This window comes from Amycolatopsis coloradensis, assembly GCF_037997115.1.
Taxonomy (GTDB): Bacteria; Actinomycetota; Actinomycetes; order Mycobacteriales; family Pseudonocardiaceae; genus Amycolatopsis; species Amycolatopsis coloradensis_A.
The window spans coordinates 2177248-2198226 of record NZ_CP150484.1; the positions used below are offsets into that span (position 1 = coordinate 2177248).

21 protein-coding genes are annotated in these 20979 nt (G+C 69.0%); 10 read left to right on the forward strand and 11 right to left on the reverse strand.

Annotation, left to right across the window (positions count from 1 at the left end; translation table 11 throughout):
* Positions 1 to 127: 127 nt before the first annotated feature.
* A complete protein-coding gene (locus tag LCL61_RS10170; protein WP_340686609.1) occupies positions 128 to 718 on the reverse strand; it encodes a TetR/AcrR family transcriptional regulator in 591 nt (196 codons plus the stop codon).
* 100 nt (positions 719 to 818) lie between these two features.
* Here LCL61_RS10170 and LCL61_RS10175 point away from each other — a divergent pair, with 100 nt between their 5' ends.
* Genes LCL61_RS10175 through LCL61_RS10185 form a run of 3 tightly spaced genes read left to right on the forward strand, consistent with a single transcriptional unit; the run spans position 819 to position 4654 of the window.
* Entirely contained in the window at positions 819 to 2318 is a 1500-nt protein-coding gene (locus LCL61_RS10175) for an MFS transporter (protein ID WP_340686610.1), read from the forward strand.
* Between the two features lie 36 nt (positions 2319 to 2354).
* Positions 2355 to 4046, forward strand: coding sequence for an SDR family oxidoreductase (locus tag LCL61_RS10180; RefSeq protein WP_340688540.1), 1692 nt, complete (start codon positions 2355 to 2357; stop codon positions 4044 to 4046).
* A 17-nt stretch (positions 4047 to 4063) separates the two neighbouring features.
* Positions 4064 to 4654 carry a TetR/AcrR family transcriptional regulator gene (locus tag LCL61_RS10185; RefSeq protein ID WP_340688541.1) on the forward strand — a complete coding sequence of 197 codons (591 nt, stop codon included), beginning with the start codon at positions 4064 to 4066 and terminating at the stop codon, positions 4652 to 4654.
* Positions 4655 to 4739: 85 nt separating this feature from the next.
* On the opposite strand, the gene LCL61_RS10190 is transcribed toward LCL61_RS10185, so the two are convergent.
* Positions 4740 to 5888 (reverse strand): citrate synthase 2, encoded by a 1149-nt coding sequence (locus LCL61_RS10190; RefSeq protein ID WP_340686611.1) that lies wholly within the window; start codon positions 5886 to 5888, stop codon positions 4740 to 4742.
* A gap of 292 nt (positions 5889 to 6180) precedes the next feature.
* Here LCL61_RS10190 and LCL61_RS10195 point away from each other — a divergent pair, with 292 nt between their 5' ends.
* Genes LCL61_RS10195 through LCL61_RS10220 form a run of 6 tightly spaced genes read left to right on the forward strand, consistent with a single transcriptional unit; the run spans position 6181 to position 10582 of the window.
* The gene (locus LCL61_RS10195) at positions 6181 to 6483 is read left to right on the forward strand and encodes an urease subunit gamma (protein WP_340686612.1); all 303 of its coding nucleotides are present in this window, start codon (positions 6181 to 6183) and stop codon (positions 6481 to 6483) included.
* A 12-nt stretch (positions 6484 to 6495) separates the two neighbouring features.
* Positions 6496 to 6789 carry an urease subunit beta gene (locus LCL61_RS10200; RefSeq protein WP_340686613.1) on the forward strand — a complete coding sequence of 98 codons (294 nt, stop codon included), beginning with the start codon at positions 6496 to 6498 and terminating at the stop codon, positions 6787 to 6789.
* Complete coding sequence (locus LCL61_RS10205) at positions 6789 to 8510, forward strand: urease subunit alpha (protein ID WP_340686614.1); 1722 nt, start codon at positions 6789 to 6791, stop codon at positions 8508 to 8510. Before LCL61_RS10200 ends, LCL61_RS10205 begins: the two co-directional genes overlap by 1 nt.
* A complete protein-coding gene (locus LCL61_RS10210) occupies positions 8510 to 9184 on the forward strand; it encodes an urease accessory protein UreF (protein ID WP_340686615.1) in 675 nt (224 codons plus the stop codon). Before LCL61_RS10205 ends, LCL61_RS10210 begins: the two co-directional genes overlap by 1 nt.
* Entirely contained in the window at positions 9174 to 9881 is a 708-nt protein-coding gene (ureG, locus tag LCL61_RS10215) for an urease accessory protein UreG (protein WP_340686616.1), read from the forward strand. The genes LCL61_RS10210 and ureG overlap by 11 nt, the downstream gene beginning before the upstream one ends.
* Positions 9878 to 10582 (forward strand): urease accessory protein UreD, encoded by a 705-nt coding sequence (locus LCL61_RS10220; protein WP_340686617.1) that lies wholly within the window; start codon positions 9878 to 9880, stop codon positions 10580 to 10582. The genes ureG and LCL61_RS10220 overlap by 4 nt, the downstream gene beginning before the upstream one ends.
* A 111-nt stretch (positions 10583 to 10693) precedes the next feature.
* Here LCL61_RS10220 and LCL61_RS10225 read toward each other — a convergent pair whose 3' ends face one another.
* Complete coding sequence (locus LCL61_RS10225) at positions 10694 to 11788, reverse strand: lipase family protein (RefSeq protein ID WP_340686618.1); 1095 nt, start codon at positions 11786 to 11788, stop codon at positions 10694 to 10696.
* Between the two features lie 91 nt (positions 11789 to 11879).
* On the opposite strand from LCL61_RS10225, the gene LCL61_RS10230 reads away from it, so the two are divergent.
* Positions 11880 to 12500 (forward strand): TetR/AcrR family transcriptional regulator, encoded by a 621-nt coding sequence (locus LCL61_RS10230; RefSeq protein WP_340686619.1) that lies wholly within the window; start codon positions 11880 to 11882, stop codon positions 12498 to 12500.
* Between the two features lie 3 nt (positions 12501 to 12503).
* Here LCL61_RS10230 and LCL61_RS10235 read toward each other — a convergent pair whose 3' ends face one another.
* From LCL61_RS10235 to LCL61_RS10270, 8 genes are all read right to left on the reverse strand, one after another.
* Entirely contained in the window at positions 12504 to 14048 is a 1545-nt protein-coding gene (locus LCL61_RS10235) for a hypothetical protein (RefSeq protein WP_340686620.1), read from the reverse strand.
* Between the two features lie 111 nt (positions 14049 to 14159).
* Positions 14160 to 14753, reverse strand: coding sequence for a GTP-binding protein (locus LCL61_RS10240; protein WP_340686621.1), 594 nt, complete (start codon positions 14751 to 14753; stop codon positions 14160 to 14162).
* Positions 14731 to 15111, reverse strand: coding sequence for a DUF742 domain-containing protein (locus LCL61_RS10245; RefSeq protein ID WP_034308529.1), 381 nt, complete (start codon positions 15109 to 15111; stop codon positions 14731 to 14733). The genes LCL61_RS10240 and LCL61_RS10245 overlap by 23 nt, the downstream gene beginning before the upstream one ends.
* A 20-nt stretch (positions 15112 to 15131) precedes the next feature.
* Entirely contained in the window at positions 15132 to 15557 is a 426-nt protein-coding gene (locus LCL61_RS10250; RefSeq protein ID WP_005156032.1) for a roadblock/LC7 domain-containing protein, read from the reverse strand.
* Complete coding sequence (locus LCL61_RS10255; RefSeq protein ID WP_340686622.1) at positions 15554 to 18157, reverse strand: sensor histidine kinase; 2604 nt, start codon at positions 18155 to 18157, stop codon at positions 15554 to 15556. The genes LCL61_RS10250 and LCL61_RS10255 overlap by 4 nt, the downstream gene beginning before the upstream one ends.
* Before the next feature lie 2 nt (positions 18158 to 18159).
* The gene (locus LCL61_RS10260) at positions 18160 to 18948 is read right to left on the reverse strand and encodes an ABC transporter ATP-binding protein (protein WP_340686623.1); all 789 of its coding nucleotides are present in this window, start codon (positions 18946 to 18948) and stop codon (positions 18160 to 18162) included.
* Positions 18945 to 19898, reverse strand: a complete 954-nt coding sequence (locus LCL61_RS10265; RefSeq protein ID WP_340686624.1) for an ABC transporter permease — start codon at positions 19896 to 19898, stop codon at positions 18945 to 18947. The genes LCL61_RS10260 and LCL61_RS10265 overlap by 4 nt, the downstream gene beginning before the upstream one ends.
* Positions 19895 to 20899, reverse strand: a complete 1005-nt coding sequence (locus tag LCL61_RS10270) for an ABC transporter substrate-binding protein (RefSeq protein WP_340686625.1) — start codon at positions 20897 to 20899, stop codon at positions 19895 to 19897. Before LCL61_RS10270 ends, LCL61_RS10265 begins: the two co-directional genes overlap by 4 nt.
* Positions 20900 to 20979: the final 80 nt, after the last annotated feature.

Here is a 20979-nt window from a genome sequence, read left to right on the forward strand (position 1 = left end):
CCGCCCTCCCGCATTTAGTCCTCTGAATGCGGTCCTTGCACACGCAACTACCGCATTCAGANACCGCCCTCCCGCATTTAGTCCTCTGAATGCGGTCCTTGCACACGCAACTACCGCATTCAGAGGACTAAATGCGGGGAGTCAGGAGCGTGCGCACGGAGGCTTCCAGGGAGGCTAGGAGGGCGGCCGGGTCGGCCGAGGTGAGCATCCGGTTCGCGAAGCCGTCCGAGAGGGCGAGGACGGCGTCGGCCAGGTCGGAGGCCGCGAGGTCGTCGCGGACATGGCCCGCCGACTGCGCTTTCGAGAGGTACTGGGCCATCATCTCCGCGAGTTCGTCGTAACCCGTGCGGATGAACTCGGCCCAGGACGGCCGGACGGCGGCGCGGGCGGTGAAGGCGTTGATGACGATCACCTCCGCGCGGCGCTGCTCGTCGAGTGGCATCGCCTCGATCAGCAGGCGTAGCAGCAGGTCCAGCAGGTTGCCGGACTGATCGAGGGTGTTCCAGCGCTGTTCCAGGAACTCGCTCGTCATGTCGAGGGCGAAGCGGAACAGGTCTTCCTTGGTGGAGAAGTACTTCTGTACCGCGCCCGCGGACACCCCGGCTTCCATGGCGACCGAGCGCACGCTCACGGCCTCGACGCCTTCACGCGCGACGATGCGCAGGAGGGCGCCGGCGATCTCGCGGCGCCGTTCGGCGCGGTCCACGATCTTCGGCACGACCGAATCCTCCCCTCTGCTCGCCGACTAGGTCAGGTGGGTCGCCTTGCCTGGCCAACGCATTTTAGAATACAGTCGTATCCGAACAGGGGGTTCTGGGGTGGACGAAGTCGCACAGAAGCGACGGTCGGAGGAGAATCAGCTCGCCGCCGCGCTGACCAAGGGGCCGGCGGAGGTTCTCGATTTCCTTCTGCCGTTGTGGGTGGGGAGTCAGCTCGGCGCGTCGGCCCCCGAGGTCGGGGCGCTGACGGCGCTGGAGACGCTGGTGTCGTTCGTGGTCCGGCCGATCGCGGGCGCGCTCGCGGACCGGTTCGACCGGGGCCGGATCGCGGCCGCCGGGGCGGTCCTCTATGGACTGTCCTTTGTGGTCTACGCGGTGGCGCCGGGCATCGGGGTCGCCTATCTGGCCGCGGTTCTCGGCGGCGCGGGCGGCGCGCTGTTCTGGGTCGCGTTGCGGGCCCGTGTGGGGGAGGGGCTCGCGAGGGACGACGGCGCGTTCGGCAAGTTGTTCGCGGCCGAGGGCGGCGGAACGTGGATCGCGTTCGTGGTCGCGCTGAGCGCCATCGCGTGGATCGACTACCGGGGCGTGTTCTGGCTCGGCGCGGCGGCCTGCGCGGTGGCAGCGGTGGTCCTGCTGAACGCGAAGTCCGCGCCCGTGCGCGAAGAAGGCGCGCCGCGGCTGCTGCAACTGGGCAAGCGGATGCGGCCGATGCTCGCGCTCGTCGCGTTGACCGCGATGGCCGAGGCCGGGGTCGCCCTGTTGCTCCTGATGCATCTGCAACGCGGGCACCAGCTGCAGCTCGGCGAAATCGCCGCGGTGTTCATCCCCGGCTTCATCGTGTACAGCCTGCTGCCGGACTACCTGCACGGTTTCGTCCGCAAGGCCGGCCGGACGCGGGTGCTCGCGCTGGCGATGATGGCGAGCGCGGTCTTCGCCGCGGGGTTGTCCTTCGCGCCGAGCCCGGCGGTGCTCGCGATCATGTGGGTGCTGTCCGCGGCGGCGTTCGCGGCCGCCATCCCGGTGGAGCAGGCGGTGGTCGCCGAGGCGGCCGGGCTCAGCCTGGGCCGCGCGATGGGGATCTACGAGAGCGCGACGCTACTCGGAGCGACGATCGGCACCTTCGTGGCGGGTCAGCTCTACGGTTCAGACGCGGGATGGCGTGTCGCCTGCTTCGGCGCGGCGACGCTCCTGCTCTTCGGATCCTTCGTGGTTCGTGGTGCCGTACGGCGTGTCGGAGTTGCGGAGTTTCCCGTGGAACCACGAAAAACGGTGTCACAAAAGGAAAGTCCGGTCACCTGCACGGTCGAGGAGAGTCCGCAAGCGGCCGAATCGGTGACGGAGGAGCCGAACAAGCGCACGAACCCGCTCCGGAACTGGGCGGTTCATGTCGGGGTCTACGTCGTCGCGCAGACGGCGCTGGCGTTCGCCGGCTACAGCTGGCCGGTCGAAGCCTTGTCCGGTGAAGCGCACGAAGCCGGCTGGTACTGGAACTCGAGTGGTCACTGGCTGTTGAACGTCGGCCGGATCTGGACCTTCGTCCTCGTGATCGACACCTTGTGGAGCATCGGTCGCGCGGTACTGAGAAAGCGGCCTTATTGACAAGTTGTCTAACATGACATCATGTCTCATAAGTGGGTGACGGCCAGCGACGGTGTCCGCCTCTCGGTCCGGGTGACCGGCGTCGACGACGCGCCCACGGTGGTGCTCGTTCACGGCTACCCGGACAACGGCTCCATGTGGGACGGCATCGCCGCCCTGCTGGAACGCCGCTACCGGGTCGTCGTCTACGACGTCCGCGGCGCGGGCCGTTCGGACAAGCCTTCAGGACGCGGGTCCTACAAACTGGACCAGCTGTCCGATGACCTGGCCGCGGTCGTCGACGAGGTCCAGCCCGACGGCAAGGTCCACCTGCTCGCGCACGACTGGGGCTCCATCCAGACCTGGCATTCGGTCACCGGGGAACGGCTGCGCGGACGGCTGGCGTCCTTCACGTCGATCTCCGGCCCGAGCCTCGACCACGCGGGCGCGTGGTTCCGCGCGCAGCTGCGCCCGAACCCGAAACGGCTCAAGAACGCGCTCGTCCAGTGGGCGCATTCGACCTACATCCTCGGCTTCCAGATCCCGCTGATCCCGCAGGTGCTCTGGCGCACCGGCGCGATGGGCGCGCTCATCGGCCGGATGGACCCCGCGGCCGCGACGCCGTCCACTTCGGACGGCCTGTACGGGCTCAACCTCTACCGCGCCAACATGTTCACCCGCCTTTCCCGGCCACGGCCGCGACCGGCCGAGATCCCGGTGCAGGTGCTCGCGCCCACCGGCGACAAGTTCGTCACCACGCCGTTGCAGACCGAGATCGAGCGCTGGGCGCCGGACCTCCGGATCCGCCGGATCGTCGGAACGCACTGGGTGGTCCGCGAGAAGCCCCAGGTGATCGCCGACGCCACGGCCGAGCTGATCGACCACGTCGAAGGCGGCGAGGAGAGCCGTGCGCTCAAGCGGTCCCGGTCGGACGGTTTCGCGCACAAGCTAGTCGTGGTCACCGGCGCCGGCAGCGGGATCGGCCGCGCGACCGCGCTCGCGTTCGCGGAGAAGGGCGCCGACCTGGTCATCACCGACATCAACGGCTCGGCCGCGGCGGATACCGCGAAACTCCTGCGGGACAAGGGCGCCACCGTCGGCGAGTACACAGTGGACTCTTCCGACGCCGAGGCGGTCGAGAAGTTCGCCCAGCAGGTCAAGGAGGAGTTCGGGGTCCCGGACATCGTCGTCAACAACGCGGGGATCGGCCTGTCCGGCCCGTTCCTCGACACGACGGTCAAGGACTGGGAACGCCTCATCGACGTCAACCTGTGGGGCGTCATCCACGGCTGCCGCGTCTTCGCCGAGCAGATGCGCGAGCGGGCGGAAGGCGGCCAGATCGTCAACGTCGCCTCGGCCGCCGCTTATCTGCCGTCGAAGATCCTGTCCGCTTACGCCACCACGAAATCCGCCGTGCTGACGTTGAGCGTCTGCCTGCGGGCCGAGCTCGCCGCCGAAAACATCGGCGTCACCGCGATCTGCCCCGGCATCGTGAACACGAACATCACCAGCACCACCCGTTTCGTCGGCGTCGACGAGATCGAGCAGAAGCGGCGCCAGAAGTCGAGCAGCAAGCTGTACGCGAAACGCGGTTTCGGCCCGGAGAAGGTCGCGCGCGACATTCTGCGCGCGGTCGAGAAGGACAAGGCGATCCAGCCGTCGACGCCGGAGGCCAAGGCCGCGCTCGTCCTCTCCCGGCTCACCCCCGGACTGCTGCGGGCCGCGGCGAAACTGGACGTCACCCCGTGACCAGACGCCCTCGCCGGATGTCGCCGGAAGCGCGCCGCGAGGACCTGATCCGCGCCGCGCTGGACCTGTTCGGTTCGCGCGCGCCCGAACTCGTCACGGTCGACGACATCATCGCCCGCGCCGAGGTTTCGCGGCCGCTGTTCTACCGGTACTTCTCCAGCCTGCGGGAACTGCAGGTCGAGGCATTGAAGACGGTCACCGAAGGGCTCATCGACGGCCTTGCCGGACTCGAGGAAGGCCCGCCCGAAACCAGGCTGCGGGCCGCGGTGCGCGGGCTGATCGACGTCGCCGATCACTACCGAGCGGGTTATGTCGCGCTGTTGCGCAGTGGTTCGGTGATCGCGACCTCGGAGACGGACGCGGCGATCGACGAGGTCCGCAACCGCGCGGTCGAGCTCATCCTCGACGCGCTGGGCGTGCCGGAACCCTCGCCGATGGTCATGCTGACCTTGCGCTGCTGGACCGCGGTGGTGGAGGGCTCGCTGTTGAGCTGGCTGCAGGAGCGGGCCGTGCCGCGCGAGGTGCTGGACGGCTGGCTGGTCGATCAGCTGACGGCCATGCTGTCGGCGACCGCGGCCCACGATTCTTCGGTCCCGCAGCTGCGATGAAGGGGCCTTTCATAGCAAAATTCGCTATGAAAGGCCCCTTNTCATAGCAAAATTCGCTATGAAAGGCCCCTTCATCGCACGCGGGTCAGGACTGCTTGACGACCAGGTCCCAGCCTTCGACGTCCTCCGGCCTCCGCGGCTCCGGCCCGACGTACTTGGCCGACGGCCGCACCAGGCGCCCGGTCTTCTTCTGCTCCAGGATGTGCGCGGCCCAGCCGGCGGTGCGCGCCGAGCTGAACATCGCGGGCATCATGTGCGGCGGCACCTGGGCGAAGTCCAGGATCACGGCCGCCCAGAACTCGACGTTGGTCTCGATCGGGTGGTCCGGACGCCGCTCGCGCAGCTCCTTCAGCGCCACCTGCTCCAGCTCCGCGGCAGCCTCGTAGCGCGACGCGCCGAGTTCCTGGCAGGTCCGGCGCAGCACGCGCGCCCGCGGGTCCTCCGCGCGGTACACGCGGTGCCCGAAGCCCATCATCCGTTCCTTGCGGTCCAGGATGCCCTTGACCAGGCCGACCGCGTCACCGGTCTTCTCGACCTCTTCGATCATCGGCAGCACCCGCGCCGGCGCGCCGCCGTGCAGCGGGCCGGACATGGCGCCGATCGCGCCGGACAGCGCCGCGGCGACGTCGGCGCCGGTCGAGGCGATGACCCTGGCGGTGAAGGTGGAGGCGTTGAGGCCGTGTTCGGCGGCCGAGACCCAGTAGGCGTCGATGGCCTTGACGTGGGCCGGGTCGGGCTCGCCGCGCCAGCGGACCATGAACCGCTCGGTGATCGACTTCGCCTCGTCGACCCGGGTCTGCGGGACGGCGGGCTGCCCGATGCCGCGAGCGGACTGGGCGACGTACGAAAGCGCCATCACCGAGGCGCGGGCCAGCTGGTCACGCGCTTCGTCGTCGGTGATGTCGAGCAGCGGCCGGTAGCCCCAGATGGGGGCGAGCATGGCCAGCGCGGCCTGGACGTCGACGCGGACGTCACCGGTGTGCACCGGCAGCGGGAACGGCTCGGCGGGCGGTAGCCCGTGGCCGAAGCGGCTGTCGACGAGAAGACCCCAGACGTCGCCGAAGGTCACCTTGCCGGCGAGGTCCTCGATGTCGACACCTCGATAGCGCAGCGCGCCACCGTCACGGTCGGGCTCGGCGATTTCGGTCTTGAAGGCGACCACACCTTCGAGACCCGGTCGGAAACCGTCGTCGACCTGGTCGGACGGCTTGGTGCTGATCGTGGAGGTACTCACTGTGGTGAAACCTTTCGATGCGCATTCCCCGGCTTTGTGTTTCATGCGTGGACGGGATGCACGCAGCGAAGGCGCGCCTCATCGCACGGATGGACAAACTTTGCTCCACGTCGCGGCCCGGGGCAATCGAAAGATGTGGTGCTTTCGGTCACGATTACGAGAACGATTCAGTGAAATCGGGCCTCGTACGCGAAGAGTTACGGTTTCGTTCACTTTGCGTGTACCTGACGCCGAGGTAAATCCTGTGTTTCGAGAACCGGCGGCGGGCGCTTTCCGGTGATAGACCTTTCCCATGCACCTGAGCCCCCAGGAGCGGGACAAACTGCTCATCCACGTCGCGGCGGACGTAGCGCGCAAACGCCTGGAACGCGGGGTCCTGCTGAATTACCCCGAAGCGGTCGCGCTGATCACCGACCACGTCGTCGAAGGTGCCCGTGACGGCCGGACGGTGAGCGAACTCGTCGCGAGCGGCCGCTCGGTGCTCTCCAGGGCGCAGGTGCTGGACGGGGTACCGGAGATGGTCGATTCCGTGCAGGTCGAAGCCACTTTTCCGGACGGCACGAAGCTCGTCACCGTGCACGACCCGATCGGTTAGGGAGGGCCGCGAGTGCGACCAGGGGAGATCATCACCGGCGAGGTGCCGGTCGAGCTGAACCCGGGCAGGCCGCGGGTCCGGCTGCTCGTGCGGAACCTCGGCGACCGGCCCGTCCAGGTCGGATCGCACTACCATTTCGCGGCGGTGAATCCGGGGCTCGAATTCGATCGCGAAGCCGCGCGAGGACAACGTCTCGACGTGCCCGCGGGGACATCGGTGCGGTTCGAGCCGGGCGTCGAACGCGAAGTCGACCTCGTCCCGCTGGCCGGGAACCGCGCGGTGCCCGGATTGCGGATGGAGTCCTGATGCCGTCGATCGATCGCGAGCGGTACGCCGAACTGTTCGGCCCGACGACCGGTGACCGGATCCGCCTCGCGGACACCGATCTGCTGATCGAAGTCACCGAAGACCGCAGTATGGGTCCGTCCGGCAGCGGCGACGAAGTGCTGTTCGGCGGCGGCAAGGTCATCCGCGAATCCATGGGCCAGGGGATGGCGACCCGGGCCGAAGGCGCGCCTGACCTGATCATCACCGGCGCCGTGATCCTCGACCATTGGGGGATCGTCAAGGCCGACGTCGGTGTCCGCGACGGCCGGATCGTCGGCATCGGCAAGGCGGGCAATCCGGACACCATGGACGGTGTGGACCCGGCGCTGGTCGTCGGCCCGTCCACGGAGGTGCTGTCCGGCAACGGGAAGATCCTCACCGCGGGCGGGATCGACTGCCACGTCCACTTCATCTGCCCGCAGCTGACCGAGACCGCGCTGGCGTCCGGCCTCACCACCCTTGTCGGCGGCGGGACCGGCCCGGCCGAAGGCAGCAAGGCCACCACCGTCACGCCCGGCGCGTGGAACCTCGGCCGGATGCTGCAGGCGATGGACGGTCAGCCGGTCAACGTCCTGTTGCTGGGCAAGGGGAACACCGTCCGGCACGAGGCGCTGCGCGAACAGCTCGCCGCCGGCGCGGGCGGGTTCAAACTGCACGAAGACTGGGGAAGCACCCCGGCCGCGATCGACGCCTGCCTGACCGTGGCCGACGAATCCGGTGTCCAGGTGGCGATCCACACCGACACGCTGAACGAAGCCGGGTTCCTGGAGTCCACAGTGGACGCGATCCGGGGCCGGTCGATCAACGCGTACCACACCGAAGGCGCGGGCGGCGGGCACGCGCCGGACATCATCCAGGTCGCCGGGCTGCCCAATATCCTGCCGTCGTCGACGAACCCGACCCGGCCGCACACCGCCAACACCCTCGACGAGCACCTGGACATGCTCGTCGTCTGCCACCACCTGAACCCGTCGGTGCCCGAGGACCTGGCGTTCGCCGAAAGCCGGATCCGGCCGACGACCATCGCGGCCGAGGACGTCCTGCACGATCTCGGCGCGATCTCCATGATGAGCTCGGATTCTCAGGCGATGGGCCGCATCGGCGAGGTGATCATCCGGACCTGGCAGACCGCGCACGTGATGAAACGGCGGCGCGGCGCCCTGCCCGGCGACGGCGCGGCCGACAACCTGCGGGCTCGTCGCTATGTCGCCAAATACACGATCAATCCCGCGATCGCGCACGGCATGGAGCGCGAGATCGGCTCGGTGGAGGTCGGGAAACTCGCGGATCTCGTGCTGTGGGAGCCGAAGTTCTTCGGTGTCCGGCCGCATGTGGTGCTCAAGGGCGGTTTCCCGGCGTGGGCGGCGATGGGTGACGCGAACGCGTCCATCCCGACACCGCAGCCGGTGCTGGCGCGGCCGATGTTCGGCGCGGCCCCGGTGGTCGCCGCCGCGAGCGGCTTCCATTTCGTGGCGCCGGAAGCGCTGGAAAGCGGGGTGGCGGAACGGTTCGGCATCGCGCGGAAGCTCGTGCCGATTTCGGACACGCGCTCGCGGGGCAAGGCCGACATGGTGCTCAACGACGCGACGCCGGACATCCGGGTGGAGCCGGACAGCTTCGCCGTGCACGTCGACGGCGAGCTGATCGAGCCTCGGCCGGTGACCGAACTGCCCATGGCGCAACGATACTTCTTGTTCTGATGGATCTTTCAGCGATCATTTTGGCCGACTCCCGGTTCCCCGGGGGCGGGCACGTCCATTCCGGCGGGCTCGAAGAGGCCGTCACCCGGAAACTGATCACGCACGAGCGCGACCTGCCGGGGTTCCTCTCCGGGCGCTTGCGCACGGCCGGTTCGCTGGCCGCGGTGTTCGCCGCCGCGTCGGCGCACGCGGCGGCGCGGAACGTCCGGAGTGGACACTGGCGGCGGCTCGACATCGAGCTCGACGCCAGGACGCCGTCGATCGCGCAGCGGGAGGCGTCGCGCGCGCAAGGCCGCGGGACTGCCAGGGCGGGCAAGGTGGCGTGGCCGTCGCCGGTCCTTTCGCGGCTGTTGAAGGAAACCCCGCGACCGCATCACCCGGTGGTGGCCGGTGCGCTGATCGGGGTGCCCTTCGACGCCGCGATGGCGGTGGCGTACCTCGCGATCAGCGGACCCGCGAGCGCGGCCGTGCGGCTGCTCGGTCTCGACCCGTTCGCCGTCAACGCGGTCGTGGCCGGTCTCGCGAAGGAGCTCCGGGACGTTTCCCTGCGCGCGGCCGAGGTCGCGGGCGACGATCCGGCCGATCTCCCGGCGCCGGGTTCACCGGCGCTCGACCTGTTCGCCGAGGCACACGCCCGGCATCACAAGGAAGAGGTGCGTCTCTTTGCCAGCTGAGCATGGTCACGGTCACGGACATCTGCATCCGGTCAACTTCGACCCGACCGCCGCGGAACCCGACCACTACGAGCAGGCGCCGACCGCGGGGCGCGCGTACCGGATCGGGATCGGCGGGCCGGTGGGGAGCGGGAAGACCGCGCTCACCGCGGCGTTGTGCCGGGCGCTCGGCGACGAGGTGAACCTCGCCGTCGTCACCAACGACATCTACACCACCGAAGACGCCGACTTCCTGCGCAAGGCCGGGGTGCTCGACCCGGAGCGGATCGAGGCCGTGCAGACCGGCGCGTGCCCGCACACCGCGATCCGTGACGACATCACCGCGAACCTCGACGCCGTCGAACGGCTGGAGGAGCGGTTCCCGGGGCTGGACCTGGTGATCATCGAAAGCGGCGGGGACAACCTCACCGCGGTGTTCAGCCGGGGACTCGCCGACAGCCAGGTGTTCGTCGTCGACGTCGCCGGTGGCGACAAGGTGCCGCGCAAGGGCGGGCCGGGCGTGACGACGGCGGATCTGCTGGTGATCAACAAGATCGACATCGCGCATCTGGTCGGCGCGGACATGGACGTGATGACCTCGGACGCGCACCGGATGCGGGGCGAGCTGCCGGTGATCACGCAGTCCCTTGTGGACACCCCGAACGCGCCGGCGGTGGCGGACTGGGTTCGCTCGCTGCTCCCGGTCCGCACGGGGTGAAGGCGCACGCGCGGCTGACCGCCCGCTTCGAGGGTGGCCGGACCGTACTGCGTGAGCTGCGCTCGATGGCGCCGCTCACGCTGCTTCCCAAACGGGGCACCGGTGCGACGGCGGTGGTGCACCTGGTCAACTCGGCGACCTCGCCCTTGGGTGGCGACGAGCTGAAGCTGACCATCCGCGTCGGCGCCGGGGCTTCGTTGCGGCTTTCCGGTGTCGCGGCGACCATCGCGTTGCCGGGACCGCACGGTGAGGCGAGTTCGTCCCTTGTGGACGTTGCCGTGGACGATGGTGGGTCTTTGGAGTACTTGCCGGAGCCGACCGTGGTGACCGCTCACGCGCGGCACACCGCCGTGTTCCTGGCCTCGTTGGCGTCGGAGGCCTACTTGCACACGCGCGAGGTGCTGGTGCTCGGGCGGGCGGGTGAACGGCCGGGTTCTTTGGTGACCACGCAGCACGTGACGCGAGGTGAATTACCGGTGCTGCGGCAGACGCTGGAGATCGGAGAGTCCCCTTTGGACTCCAGCCTGGCGCACCTGGCCGGGCGCCGGGTACTGGCGACCGATCTGGTCGTGGGCGGACCGGTGCTGCGCGCCGCCTCGGGTGAGTGGTGGTCGCGTACGCCTTTGGCCGCGGGCGGAACGCTCATGACTTCGCTGGCCCCGGACGCCGTGACCGCGCTCCGGGTGTTCGAAAGTCCGTGAAGGCCTCCTTCCCTACCCTGAAGGTAGTGAAGGNACAGCCCTGAAAGTCCGTGAAGGCCTCCTTCCCTACCCTGAAGGTAGTGAAGGAGGCCTTCACGGACCGACTCCCCGTCAGAACTTCGTGCCCAGCCAGGTCATCGCGACCGGACCGCCTGCCGAGACGCCGCCGATGTGTTCCAGCAGCGGGAACTCCTGCCAGGTCACGTCGGCGCCGAGGGCGCGGTAGCGGTCGAGCAGGCCCTTGCCGACCGAAAGCGGGATCAGCTCGTCCAGGGAAGCGTGGTACAGGAAGACCGGCGCGCCGGGTTTGGTCTTGCCCGCCAGGTTCTCGCCGAGCCGGGCTTGCCAGCGCGGGTCCGACGAAACGTTCGGCACGGTCGTGAAGTCGTTGAGCCGGGCGAAAGGCGCCGCGGCGCCGAGCTCGACGGTGCACGCTTCCTTGACCTTCGCGACGGCCCTCTCGCCCTTCGCGTTGAGCACCTCGTTGAACGGCAGTTCCGGATAAGCGGTCGCGTAACCGACGGCGGCACCGAGTACGAGGCCGAACGCCGGCCCGCCGTCGTTGAACTTCAGGACCGCGTTCAGATCCGCCGGGACACCGCCTTCCGCGACGCCGACCAGGTTGACATCGGGCGCATAGGACGGCTGGAGTTCACCGGCGAAGGCCGCGGCCTGGCCTCCTTGTGAGTAACCGAAAACGCCGACCGGTCCGGTCTTGGACAGGCCCGCTTCGGGAACTCGGGAGGCGGCGCGGGCGGCATCGAGGACCGCCCGGCCTTCGGACTGGCCGACGGCGTAGGTGTGCGTGCCCGGGGTGCCGAGACCCTCGTAGTCGGTCACGACGACCGCCCAGCCGCGCGAAAGCGCTTGGCTCATCAGGAGGACTTCGTTCTCGGACCCGTTCGTCAGCCGGGTCGACGGCGCGCAGCGGTCGCCGAGGCCGTGGGTGCCCACGGCGTAGCTGACCAGCGGGCGGGCGCCCTTCGTCCACGGTGTGTGCGGGACCAGCAGGATGCCCGACACCTTGTTCGGCTGCCCCGTCGCCGAGGTGGAGCGGTAGTGGAGTTTCCATGCCTTCGCCGGGGCGGTGGCGACGACCTGCTTGTAGTCGACCAGGTCCCCGGGCGCGCTCGGCGCGGCTTGCGCGGCGGGCGCGCCGATCAGGGTGGCTGCCAGAGCTGAGACCAGAACTGTCCGAAGCGTCATTGCCGTCTCCAGTTTGGTAATCGAGATTTTCGCAATGTAGGCGCTGTTGCTAGCATCTGGCAATCCCTGTTACCGAATCGGGGGAGGACGAGTGGCCCGCACCTACGGCGGGGTCGCGCCCGAGCAACGGCGCGCCGAGCGGCGTGAACGCCTGCTCTCGGCTGCCCTGGACCTGTTCACCTCGACGGGTTACCGGCAAGCGAAGATCACCGAGTTGTGCACCCGCGCCGGCGTCTCGACGCGGAACTTCTACGAGGAGTTCGAGGGCAAGGAGCAGGTGCTGCTCACCCTGCACGAGCGCATCAACGCGCTCGCGCTGGAGCACGTCACCGGCACCCTGGAGGGTCTGGAGGACGCCGACGCGGTCACGCGGATCGGGACGCTGTTGGACGTCTTCGTCAGCACGGTGACGTCGGATCCCCGGATGCCGAGGCTGAACTACGTCGAGGCCGTCGGCGTGAGTGCCGCTTTGGAGGCGCAGCACCAGGAATGGGTCGACCGGTGGGCCGCGTTCATCGAAACCGAGGCCCGGCACGCCGCCGCGCACGGGGTGGCGCCGGATCGCGATTACCGCCTGACGGCGATCGCGCTCGTCGGCGCGGCGACCGGTCTGCTGCGCGAGTGGCAGGCGCACACCCCGCCGCTGCCGGTCGCCGACGTGGCCGCCGAACTCCGTGCCCTGATGCTGGCCGCGATCACCCGGCCCGCCTGAACGTCAGTTCTGGGCGCCTTCCTTGTCCGGGTCGAGGTCGATCCGGTCCCGCCGTTCGCCTTCGGGCTTCTTGCCCGGCTCTTCCTTGGCCCAATCGCCGAGCGTGCCGATCGCCGTCTGGAGCCGCTCCTTCTGCTCTGCGTCGGTCTGCGCGTACTTCTCGGCGGCTTCCTTGATGCGGTCGCCCGCGGCCAGGTAGCGCGCGGTCGTCTTCTGGAAGAAGGACTCGACGTCGTTCCGTAATTGCTTCAGGGCGGTGTCGGCTTCGGTGGGGACGACCCCGCGACCGACGAGCTGGCCGTCGGCGTAAGAGGTTTTCGCGAGTTCCCCGAGCAGGCCCGAGTAGATCTCGGCCGCTCCGTAGCAGGCCTCGGCGAGCTGCAGCACGACCGTGACGTCCACGGCGTAGCGCTGGGTTCCGTCCGATCCCGGGTTGGCTCCGCTTTTGGCCGGAGGTTGCGTCATGTCGTAGAGCTCGAGATCGATGCGGTCGACCCCGGCGATCTCGTTCTCGATGGCCTTGATGGCGTCGTGGTAATCCTTCTCGGCCTTGTCCAGGTCGCTGTGGAGTTCGCGGACGCCGGTGTCCACATGGGTGAAGAACGCGTCCAGCCGCGGGAACCGCAGGTCCGAGTTGAACGGCCGAGCGGTGATGTTCATCGCGAACTCGAGCAGGATCAGCGCGTTGCCGACACCGTCCGGAGCCGTGCGGCCCAAGGCGCCGATGACGGTTTTGGCGTACTCCCACTTGTCGCTGAGGGCGCTCAGTACCAGCTTCTCCTTGGGGGGTTCCGCCGGAGCGGGGGCGGCTTCGTTGAGGGCGGTGGTGGCCTCCGCGATGAGGTTCAGGATGTTGTTCCTGGCGGCGTGGATGATCGTGGCCCGGCACGAGTAGCTGTTGCCGAGCCACTTCACGAGGATGTCCTGATGGGTGAGGGTGGGGAGGACCGTCGCGAGGAAACCGTCCTGCAGGCTGTTCGCCGCGAGCCCCATCCAGCCGGTCATCCAAGCCCGGGTGCCCGCCTCGTTGTTGTTGCCCGCGAGTAGCGCGATCAGGTTGTCCAAGTCGTGGTCGCCCATCGCGTTGCCGACCCGCATCTTCTTCTCGACGGACGAGAAGGCGCTGTAAGCCTCTTCGAGCGACGACAATTCCGGCCCGCCCGCGAGATCCGGGATGCCGGTCGCCAGCTGTTCCCGTTTCCGCCACGCCCAATCCGCGACCTGGGTGAACACGTCGAGCGCGCGGCACTCGACGTATTTCGCGTCCCGCACGCTCCAGCCGTCACAGGCCTCCGCCTGCGGCCGGTTCGCCGCGGCGCCGTCATTGACCGCCCACTGGACGATCGGACAGGTCGTCAGATGGCCCCACGAGTCGGTCGGGGGCTGCCATCGAGCGGGCTCCGGCGCCCCGGGGAACTGGCTCGAACCACCCCGCAGCAGCTGGCCGGCGTCGTGCAGCCAGCGCTTCTCCAGCCTCTGCCAATAGCTGTTCAGCGCAGCCGTGAGCGTCGCCGAATACTCGCTTCCGCTCATGTAGTCGCCGGACATCGCACCCACCCCGTTTCGCATTCCCGCGGCCGGACGGGCGGGAATGCGATCGAGGATAACAGGAGAGTGTGACGTTCAGGGGTGAATTGTCACTTCTTGTCCGCGATCGGGTCAGGACGCGGCCGAGGCCCGCCGGAAGGTGTTGTGCAGTACGGCGAGCAGCGCGTCACGCACCGAAAGCCGAGCTCGTGCGTCGAAGGTGATCAGCGGGACGTCCTCGCCCACCGCGAGGGCCCAGCGCACGTCTTCGAGGTCGTGCTTGAGCGAGCCGTCGAAGACGTTCACCCCGACCACGAACGGCAATCCCGCCTTCTCGAAGTAGTCGACGGCCGGATAGCAGTCGTCGAGCCGCCGGGTGTCGACGATGACGAGCGCGCCGAGCGCGCCCAGCACCAGGTCGTGCCACATGAACCCGAACCGGTCCTGTCCCGGTGTGCCGAAGAGGTACAGCTTCACCTCTTCGTCGATGGTGATGCAGCCGAAGTCCAGCGCCACCGTGGTGGTGGTCTTCGACGGCACCTCCCCGCCGGAGCCGTCGACGGCCGCGCCCGCCGAGGTCATGGCTGCCTCGGTGGTCAGCGGTTTGATCTCGGAGATCGCGCCGACGGTGGTCGTCTTGCCGACCCCGAACCCGCCCGCGATGACGATCTTGACCGGTGTCGGCGGCTTGGCGGGCGCCGGTTCAGCGAATTGCTTCGAGTCCACGAATGACCCTTTCGATCATGCCGAGGTCCTGGGTGAAGGCTCCGGCGGGGCGACGGAGCACGACGTAGCCGAGTGCGGCGAGATCCGCCACGAGCACCCTGGCCACGCCGATGTGCAGGCCGAGCATCGCCGCCACTTCGGCGACGGATTTCGTTTCCCGGCAAAGGGAAACGATCTCCCGTCGTTCGAAGGTCAGCCTCGCGTGCGACGCCGCGCCGAGCCTGCTCGTGAGCACTTGAGCCTCGATTTCGAGCGTGCCGTCCACCGGCTGCGCGCGGCCGGCGGTGAGCAGATACGGGCGTAGCGGCGAGATGCCCTGTTCGGCGCCCCGTGGCTGAGGTACCTGGTCGTCGCTCATTCCCTTGTCCCCTCGTCAGTTCAGCTGCCGACGCTCTTCTTGAGTTCCTCGATCAGCGCGGGGGTGAGCACCTCGGTCGCGCGGTTGGCGAACATCGCCATCTCGTAGGCGATCGTGCCGAGGCTGGCCTGCTTGGTGGCGAGCACGCCGAGCGAGCACCCGATGCTGATCGTGCAGACCAGGAGGTAGCCCTGTTCCAGCTCGATGATGATCTTGTCGGGCGAGCCGAGCGGGTGGCTCTCGGAGACGCCGTGCGCGAGGCCGAGCATCGCCGAGCAGATCGCGGCCAGCCGGTCGGCGTTGGCCCGCTCCAGCTCGGACGACATCGCGATCAGCAGGCCGTCGGCCGAGACGGCGATCGCGCCCATCGCGCTCGCCGTGTTCTGCGCGAAGCGCGTCACCAACCAGTTGAAGTTCCGGGCTTCGACGCTGACTCCGGTCGTCATCTCTTGCTCTTCTCTCTCTGTTGCATCTCCGGGTTGACGGCTTTCTCCAACCCGTCACTGAAGGCGTCGAACGCGGCACGCTCGGCCTCGGGGTCACGCATGCCCTTGGGCTTGGTGGTGTTCAGCGCCGCCCGCGCGGTCTGGTGCCGCGCGGCCGGGCCTTTCGCGAGCCCCGGCGCCAGTTGCGCGCCGGGGACCCTTCTGGTGAGACCGCCGCGCGAGGCGGCGGGCACCGGTGTCGGGGTCGGCATCGGCGCCGGGGCGGCCGCCGGCGGCGCGGTGGCCTTCGCGAGCCCGGCCTCGAAGCCGTCGAAGGCCGCCTTGGCCGCTTCTGGATCATGCCTGGACTTCTGCCGCGAAGGCGCTTCGGGGGCTCCGGGGAGCTGCGCGCCCTTGACCCGCCGCCGCAGCCCGCCGCGAGTCTCGCCGGGATCGGCGGCGGTGAGCGTCGGCGCGGGCGCCTGGTACACGGGCGCAGGTTCGGGCACCGGCACCGGAGCCGGCGCGGGTTCGGCGATCTCCCCGTCGGTCTTGCGGAACCACCGGAAGTCCCTGGGCCGCTGACCGTCGCGCGGGATCATCCCGGCGATCGCCAGCGTCGGCGGCTCGCTCGGAGTCGCCTTCTGCCGCGGCTCGGGCTCTTCACTCGGTTCCGCCGTCGGCCACACCGGCGGCGCGGGAACGGACTTCGGTGTGGGTGGCCGGTAGGTCAGCAGGTTCGGCGGGACGGTGAGCCGCGCGGTGATCCCCGCTCCCGGTTCGGTCTCGGTCAGCTCGACCTTGAGCCCGTGCCGCCGCGCGAGCCGTCCGACCACGAACAGCCCGAGCACACTGGTCGGCGCCAGTTCGAGCCGTTCGCGTTCGACCAGCCGCCGGTTCTCCTCGGCGAGCCGTTCCGCGGTCATGCCGATGCCCTGGTCCACGATCACGATCAGGCAGGAGCCGTCGGGCAGGATCTTCGTTCCGACGTCCACAAAGGACTCCGGCGGCGAGAACGACGTGGCGTTCTCCAGCAGCTCGGCGAAGATCAGCACCAGATCGGAGCCGAAGGGCGACGACAACAGGACGTCGCCCATCGAACCGAGCCGCACGCGCTGGTAGTCCTCGATCTCCGCGAGCGCCGAACGTAGCGCCGTCGACAGCTCGATCGGACCGGAAATCCTTGCCTCGTCACGGTTCCCCGACACGACGAGGAGGTTGTCCGCGTTCCGGCGCAGACGGGTGGAGAGATGGTCGAGCCGGTAGAGGCTGGCCAGCAGGGCGACGTCCTGCTCGTTGCGCTCCAGTTCGTCGACCAGCGCGAGCTGCCTGCCCACCAGGTTCTGCGTGCGCTTCGCGACGTTGGCGAACATGAGGCCGACGTTGCGCCGCGTGACGGCCTGCCGTTCCACCAGTTCGGCCGCGGTGGCCTGCACCCGGTTGAACGCCTCGGCCAGTTTGCCGAGTTCGTCCTGTGAGGACACGTCGATGGTGGCGAGCCGCGGCGCGAGTTCTTCGGCCTGCTCGGTGTCGGTGACGCGGACCAGTTCGGTGCTCGCGAGGTCCGCGACCGACGTCGCCGCCGTGGTCAGCTTCCGCAGCGGATCCGCGATCGACCGGCTGACCGCGATCGCGAGACCACCGACCAGCAGGAACAGCACCCCGGCGCCGATACCGATCGTCCACGCCAGGTTCTGCGCCGCGTCGGCTCGCGCGGTCGCGGCATAGGTGATGCCGGTGGTGACCGCGTCCTGGGCGAGGCGCCGCTGGTTCGACTGGGCGTCGACGGCGCCGAGGATGTCCGGCAGCAGGCTCTGCACGGCCTGCGGGCCGCGGGCCTCCGGGAGCCTGGCTTCCAGCGCGTCGACCCGGCGGCCCGTCTCGCCCTGCTCCACCGCGACGACCTGTGTGGCCTGGGCGACGTCGGCCTGCTGCACGAACCGTTCGAGGAACAGCGACGACTGCTGTTTCGCGTCGGCCAGCACCGGCGTGCCCGATTCGGGGGTGACCAGCACGATGATCAACGCCATACCGCGCAACGAGTTCTCCTCGTTCGCGCGCAGCAGCGCGTCGAGCGCGGTCAGCTGCCGGGTGCCTTCCGCGTCACTGGTCTGCTGCGGAACCAGGCGGAGCGAGTTGATGACCGCGTCGATCACCGCGTGATACGTCCGCGCCACGCTGTCGAGTGAGGCGCCGCGCCGGAGCGCGTTCTCCCGGATCTCGTTCAGCGATCCGATGCGCACCAGCGCCGCCGCGAGTTCTTCCGGCGCGTCGGCGCTCAGCTGCGAACGCACCTGGTTCACCGTGTCCGCGACGACGGTCTGCTGCTTCAGCATCGCCGAACTGCTCGCCGACGAAGACGCGATGTAGTGCGCCGTCAGCAGCCGTTCCCGCTGCAGTTCCCAGGCGAGCGTGCCGAGCGCCCGGGCCTGCGACGCGACGTCGGCGGTGATGCGGGCGGACCGGGCGTCGTCGATCTCCCCGGCGACGTAAGGCACCGACACCAGGACCACGGCGGTCAGCGGCAGCATCAGGAGCAGGTTGAGCTTGCCCCGGATGCCGAGCCTGCCGAGCAATCCGGACCGCGACCCGCGTTCGGGCCGGGTCTTCCCGTGCCTCATGGTCACCTTTCTCCCCGGCTCCGCCCGAGGTGTCCGCGGTGCTGTTCCCGGACGAGGTCTTCGATGGACGCGCGCAGCGCGACGAACTCCGGCGCGCGTTTGACCGCGAGGTCGCGTTCGGCGGGCAGGTCGACCACGATGTCGGCGGCCACCCGGCCCGGATCCGAGGCCAGCACCACGACGCGGCGGCCGAGGAACACGGCCTCTTCGACGTCGTGGGTCACCATCAGCACGGTGGTGTGCGTGTCGGTCCAGATCCGGCGGATCAGGACCTGCATGTCCTCTTTGGTCTGGACGTCCAGCGCGCCGAAAGGCTCGTCCAGCAGCAGCACGTCGGGTTCGCACGCCAGCGCCCGCGCGATCGCGACCCGCTGCTTCTGCCCGCCGGAAAGCTGTTTGGGCAACGACTTCCGCAGGTGATCGAGCCCGGTCTCGTCGAGATACCAGTCGACGCGGCGCGCGCGTTCGGCCTTGTCGAGGCTCAGCAGTTCGAGCCCGAACGCGACATTGCCCTCCACGGTGCGCCACGGGTACAGCGCGCCGTGCTGGAACACCAGCCCGCGTTCCGGGCCGGGCCCGGTCACCGCGTCACCGTCGAGGGTGATCAGGCCGTCGGTCGGTTCGGTCAGTCCCGCGATCAGCGACAGCAGGGTCGATTTGCCGGACCCGCTCGCGCCGACGACGCAGACGAAGTCGCCGCGAGCGACGTCGAGGTCGATCCCGTCGAGCGCCCGGGTGGTCTTGCCGCGGACCGTGTAGTCCTTGGCGACGGCCTTCAGCTGAAGCGTCATGCCGCCCACTTCCCGACCCTGGCCCGCAGGAGCCGCAAGGCGATGTCGATGACCAGCCCGAGCAGGCCGATCACGATCAGCAGCGCGAAGATCCGGTCGGTCTGGGTGAACCGCTGCGCCCGCATGATCCGCAGGCCGAGCCCGGCGGTGGCGTTGATCAGCTCGGCGACCACCACGAAGTTCCACGCGGCCGCGGCGTTGACGCGGGTCGCGTCGATCATGCCGGGCAGCGCGTGCGGGACGATCACCTTGCGCAGGACCTCGCCGCGCCGCGCGCCGAGCGTGTAGGACACGTCGATCAGGGAACGCGGCACCCCGCGGACGGCGTCGGCGGTCATCAGCGTGTTGAAGAAGACCGTGCCGAGGAACAGGACGGCGACCTTCGACGGTTCGCCGAGGCCGAGCCAGATCATCAGCAGCGGGATGAACGCGCTCGCCGGCAGGTAGCGCAGCATCGCGATGACCGGCTCGAACAGCGCCAGCCCCGCGTCGAACGTCCCCATCACGATGCCGAGCGGCACCGAGACGAGCACCGCGAGCCCGAACCCGAGCAGCACCCGCTGGGTGGTGGCCCAGAGGTCGCCGAACAGTTCGCCCGACTCGATCATCTTCAGCAGCGCGTCGAACACCGCGACCGGCGTCGGGAGGAACATCGGCTTGATCGTGCCCAGCGCGTTGAGCGTCACCCAGACCAGCAGCGGGATCACGAACGAGGCCACCGCCAGCGCCCACCGCCAGCGCGCGGGGATCGGCGTCCGGAGCGAGAGCAGCGGCGAGGCGTTCGGCTTGAGGCCTGCCCGGCGGGGCAGCGGCGACCAGTCCGGTCGCGTACCGCGCCGCTCCTCCTGCGCCTCGGCGAGCCGCTGTTCGTCGTCGAGGCGGCGCGCTTCGGCCTCGTCCGCGGCGTCCGTCCGCTGAGCGGCCCGCCCCGACGCGTCCGTGGCGCTCACTTCACCGCCTTCACGTACTGGTCGTCGAACAGCCCGTCGAAGTTCGGCCTGCTCTGGGCGAGGCCGTTGGAGACGATGAATTCGGCGATCTTGCCCGCCTGGAAGTTGAGGTGGGCGGGGGTGACGCCGGGGGTGAACGCGTCGAGGTTCTGCTGCTTGGTGAAGATCGTGGTGCCCGCGTCGTAGGTCTTGTACTCCTCGATCGACACCGCGCCGCGTTTGGCCATGATCCGCACGGCCTCGTCCCGGTTCTGCTTGATCCACTCGATGGTCTCGAACCAGGTGTTCACCAGCGCCTGGACCTCCTTCTTGCGCTTCTTCGACATCTGCTCGGAGACGACCAGGTGGTCGGGGATGGCGCCGGGGAACTCGGCGGACGTCGCGATCGCGCGGCTGCCCGGGCGCTCGAGCGCCTTCGTGGTGAAGGGCGCGAAGGCGGCGACGGCGTCGACCTGCTCGCCGACGAACGCGGCCGCGGCGGCGTCGGTCAGCAGCGGGACCAGCTCGATGTCCTTCTCGGTCAGCTTCGCCTCCTGCAGCGCGAGCAGCAGCAGGTAGTGGTCGACCGTGCCCTGCTCGACGGCGACCTTCTTGCCCTTGAGGTCGGCGACGCTGGTGATCCCCTGGCGCGCGATGACCTTGTCGTTGCCGGTCGAGTTGTCGTTGACCAGCACGACCGACAGCTTCGCGCCACCGCTGACCGACGCGAGCGTGTCGTTCAGGGTCTGGCTGTTCGCGTCGATCGCGCCGGAGGAGAGGGCGTTGATGCTCTCGGTGTAGCTGTCGAACCACTTCAGGTCGACGTTCACGCCGTTCTTCTCGAAGAGGCCCTTCTCCTGGGCCACCGCCCACGGGAACCAGCCCGGCCAGGCGCTGTAACCGATCGTGACCTTGGTGCCGGAAGCGGCCGTGCTGTCGGAACAAGCCGAAAGGGCGGTCACGCCCGCCAGCGAAAGGACGCACAACAACGCCGTCACGAGACGGCGGGAACGGGAAATCACAACGCACTCCTGGGGAAGGGGAGTAACTCGGGCGTGGAAAGTTCCGGCTGTTCGAGCGCAGGACTGATCGACCGGTGTCG

Excerpts from the sequence above, each read along its gene's own strand:
- LCL61_RS10185 (WP_340688541.1), top strand. The coding sequence starts at position 4,064 with ATGTCGCCGGAAGCGCGCCGCGAGGACCTGATCCGCGCCGCGCTGGAC.
- LCL61_RS10195 (WP_340686612.1), top strand. The coding sequence starts at position 6,181 with ATGCACCTGAGCCCCCAGGAGCGGGACAAACTGCTCATCCACGTCGCG.
- LCL61_RS10205 (WP_340686614.1), top strand. The coding sequence starts at position 6,789 with ATGCCGTCGATCGATCGCGAGCGGTACGCCGAACTGTTCGGCCCGACG.
- LCL61_RS10210 (WP_340686615.1), top strand. The coding sequence starts at position 8,510 with ATGGATCTTTCAGCGATCATTTTGGCCGACTCCCGGTTCCCCGGGGGC.
- LCL61_RS10225 (WP_340686618.1), bottom strand. The coding sequence starts at position 11,788 with ATGACGCTTCGGACAGTTCTGGTCTCAGCTCTGGCAGCCACCCTGATC.
- LCL61_RS10235 (WP_340686620.1), bottom strand. The coding sequence starts at position 14,048 with ATGTCCGGCGACTACATGAGCGGAAGCGAGTATTCGGCGACGCTCACG.
- LCL61_RS10245 (WP_034308529.1), bottom strand. The coding sequence starts at position 15,111 with ATGAGCGACGACCAGGTACCTCAGCCACGGGGCGCCGAACAGGGCATC.
- LCL61_RS10250 (WP_005156032.1), bottom strand. The coding sequence starts at position 15,557 with ATGACGACCGGAGTCAGCGTCGAAGCCCGGAACTTCAACTGGTTGGTG.
- LCL61_RS10255 (WP_340686622.1), bottom strand. The coding sequence starts at position 18,157 with ATGAGGCACGGGAAGACCCGGCCCGAACGCGGGTCGCGGTCCGGATTG.
- LCL61_RS10260 (WP_340686623.1), bottom strand. The coding sequence starts at position 18,948 with ATGACGCTTCAGCTGAAGGCCGTCGCCAAGGACTACACGGTCCGCGGC.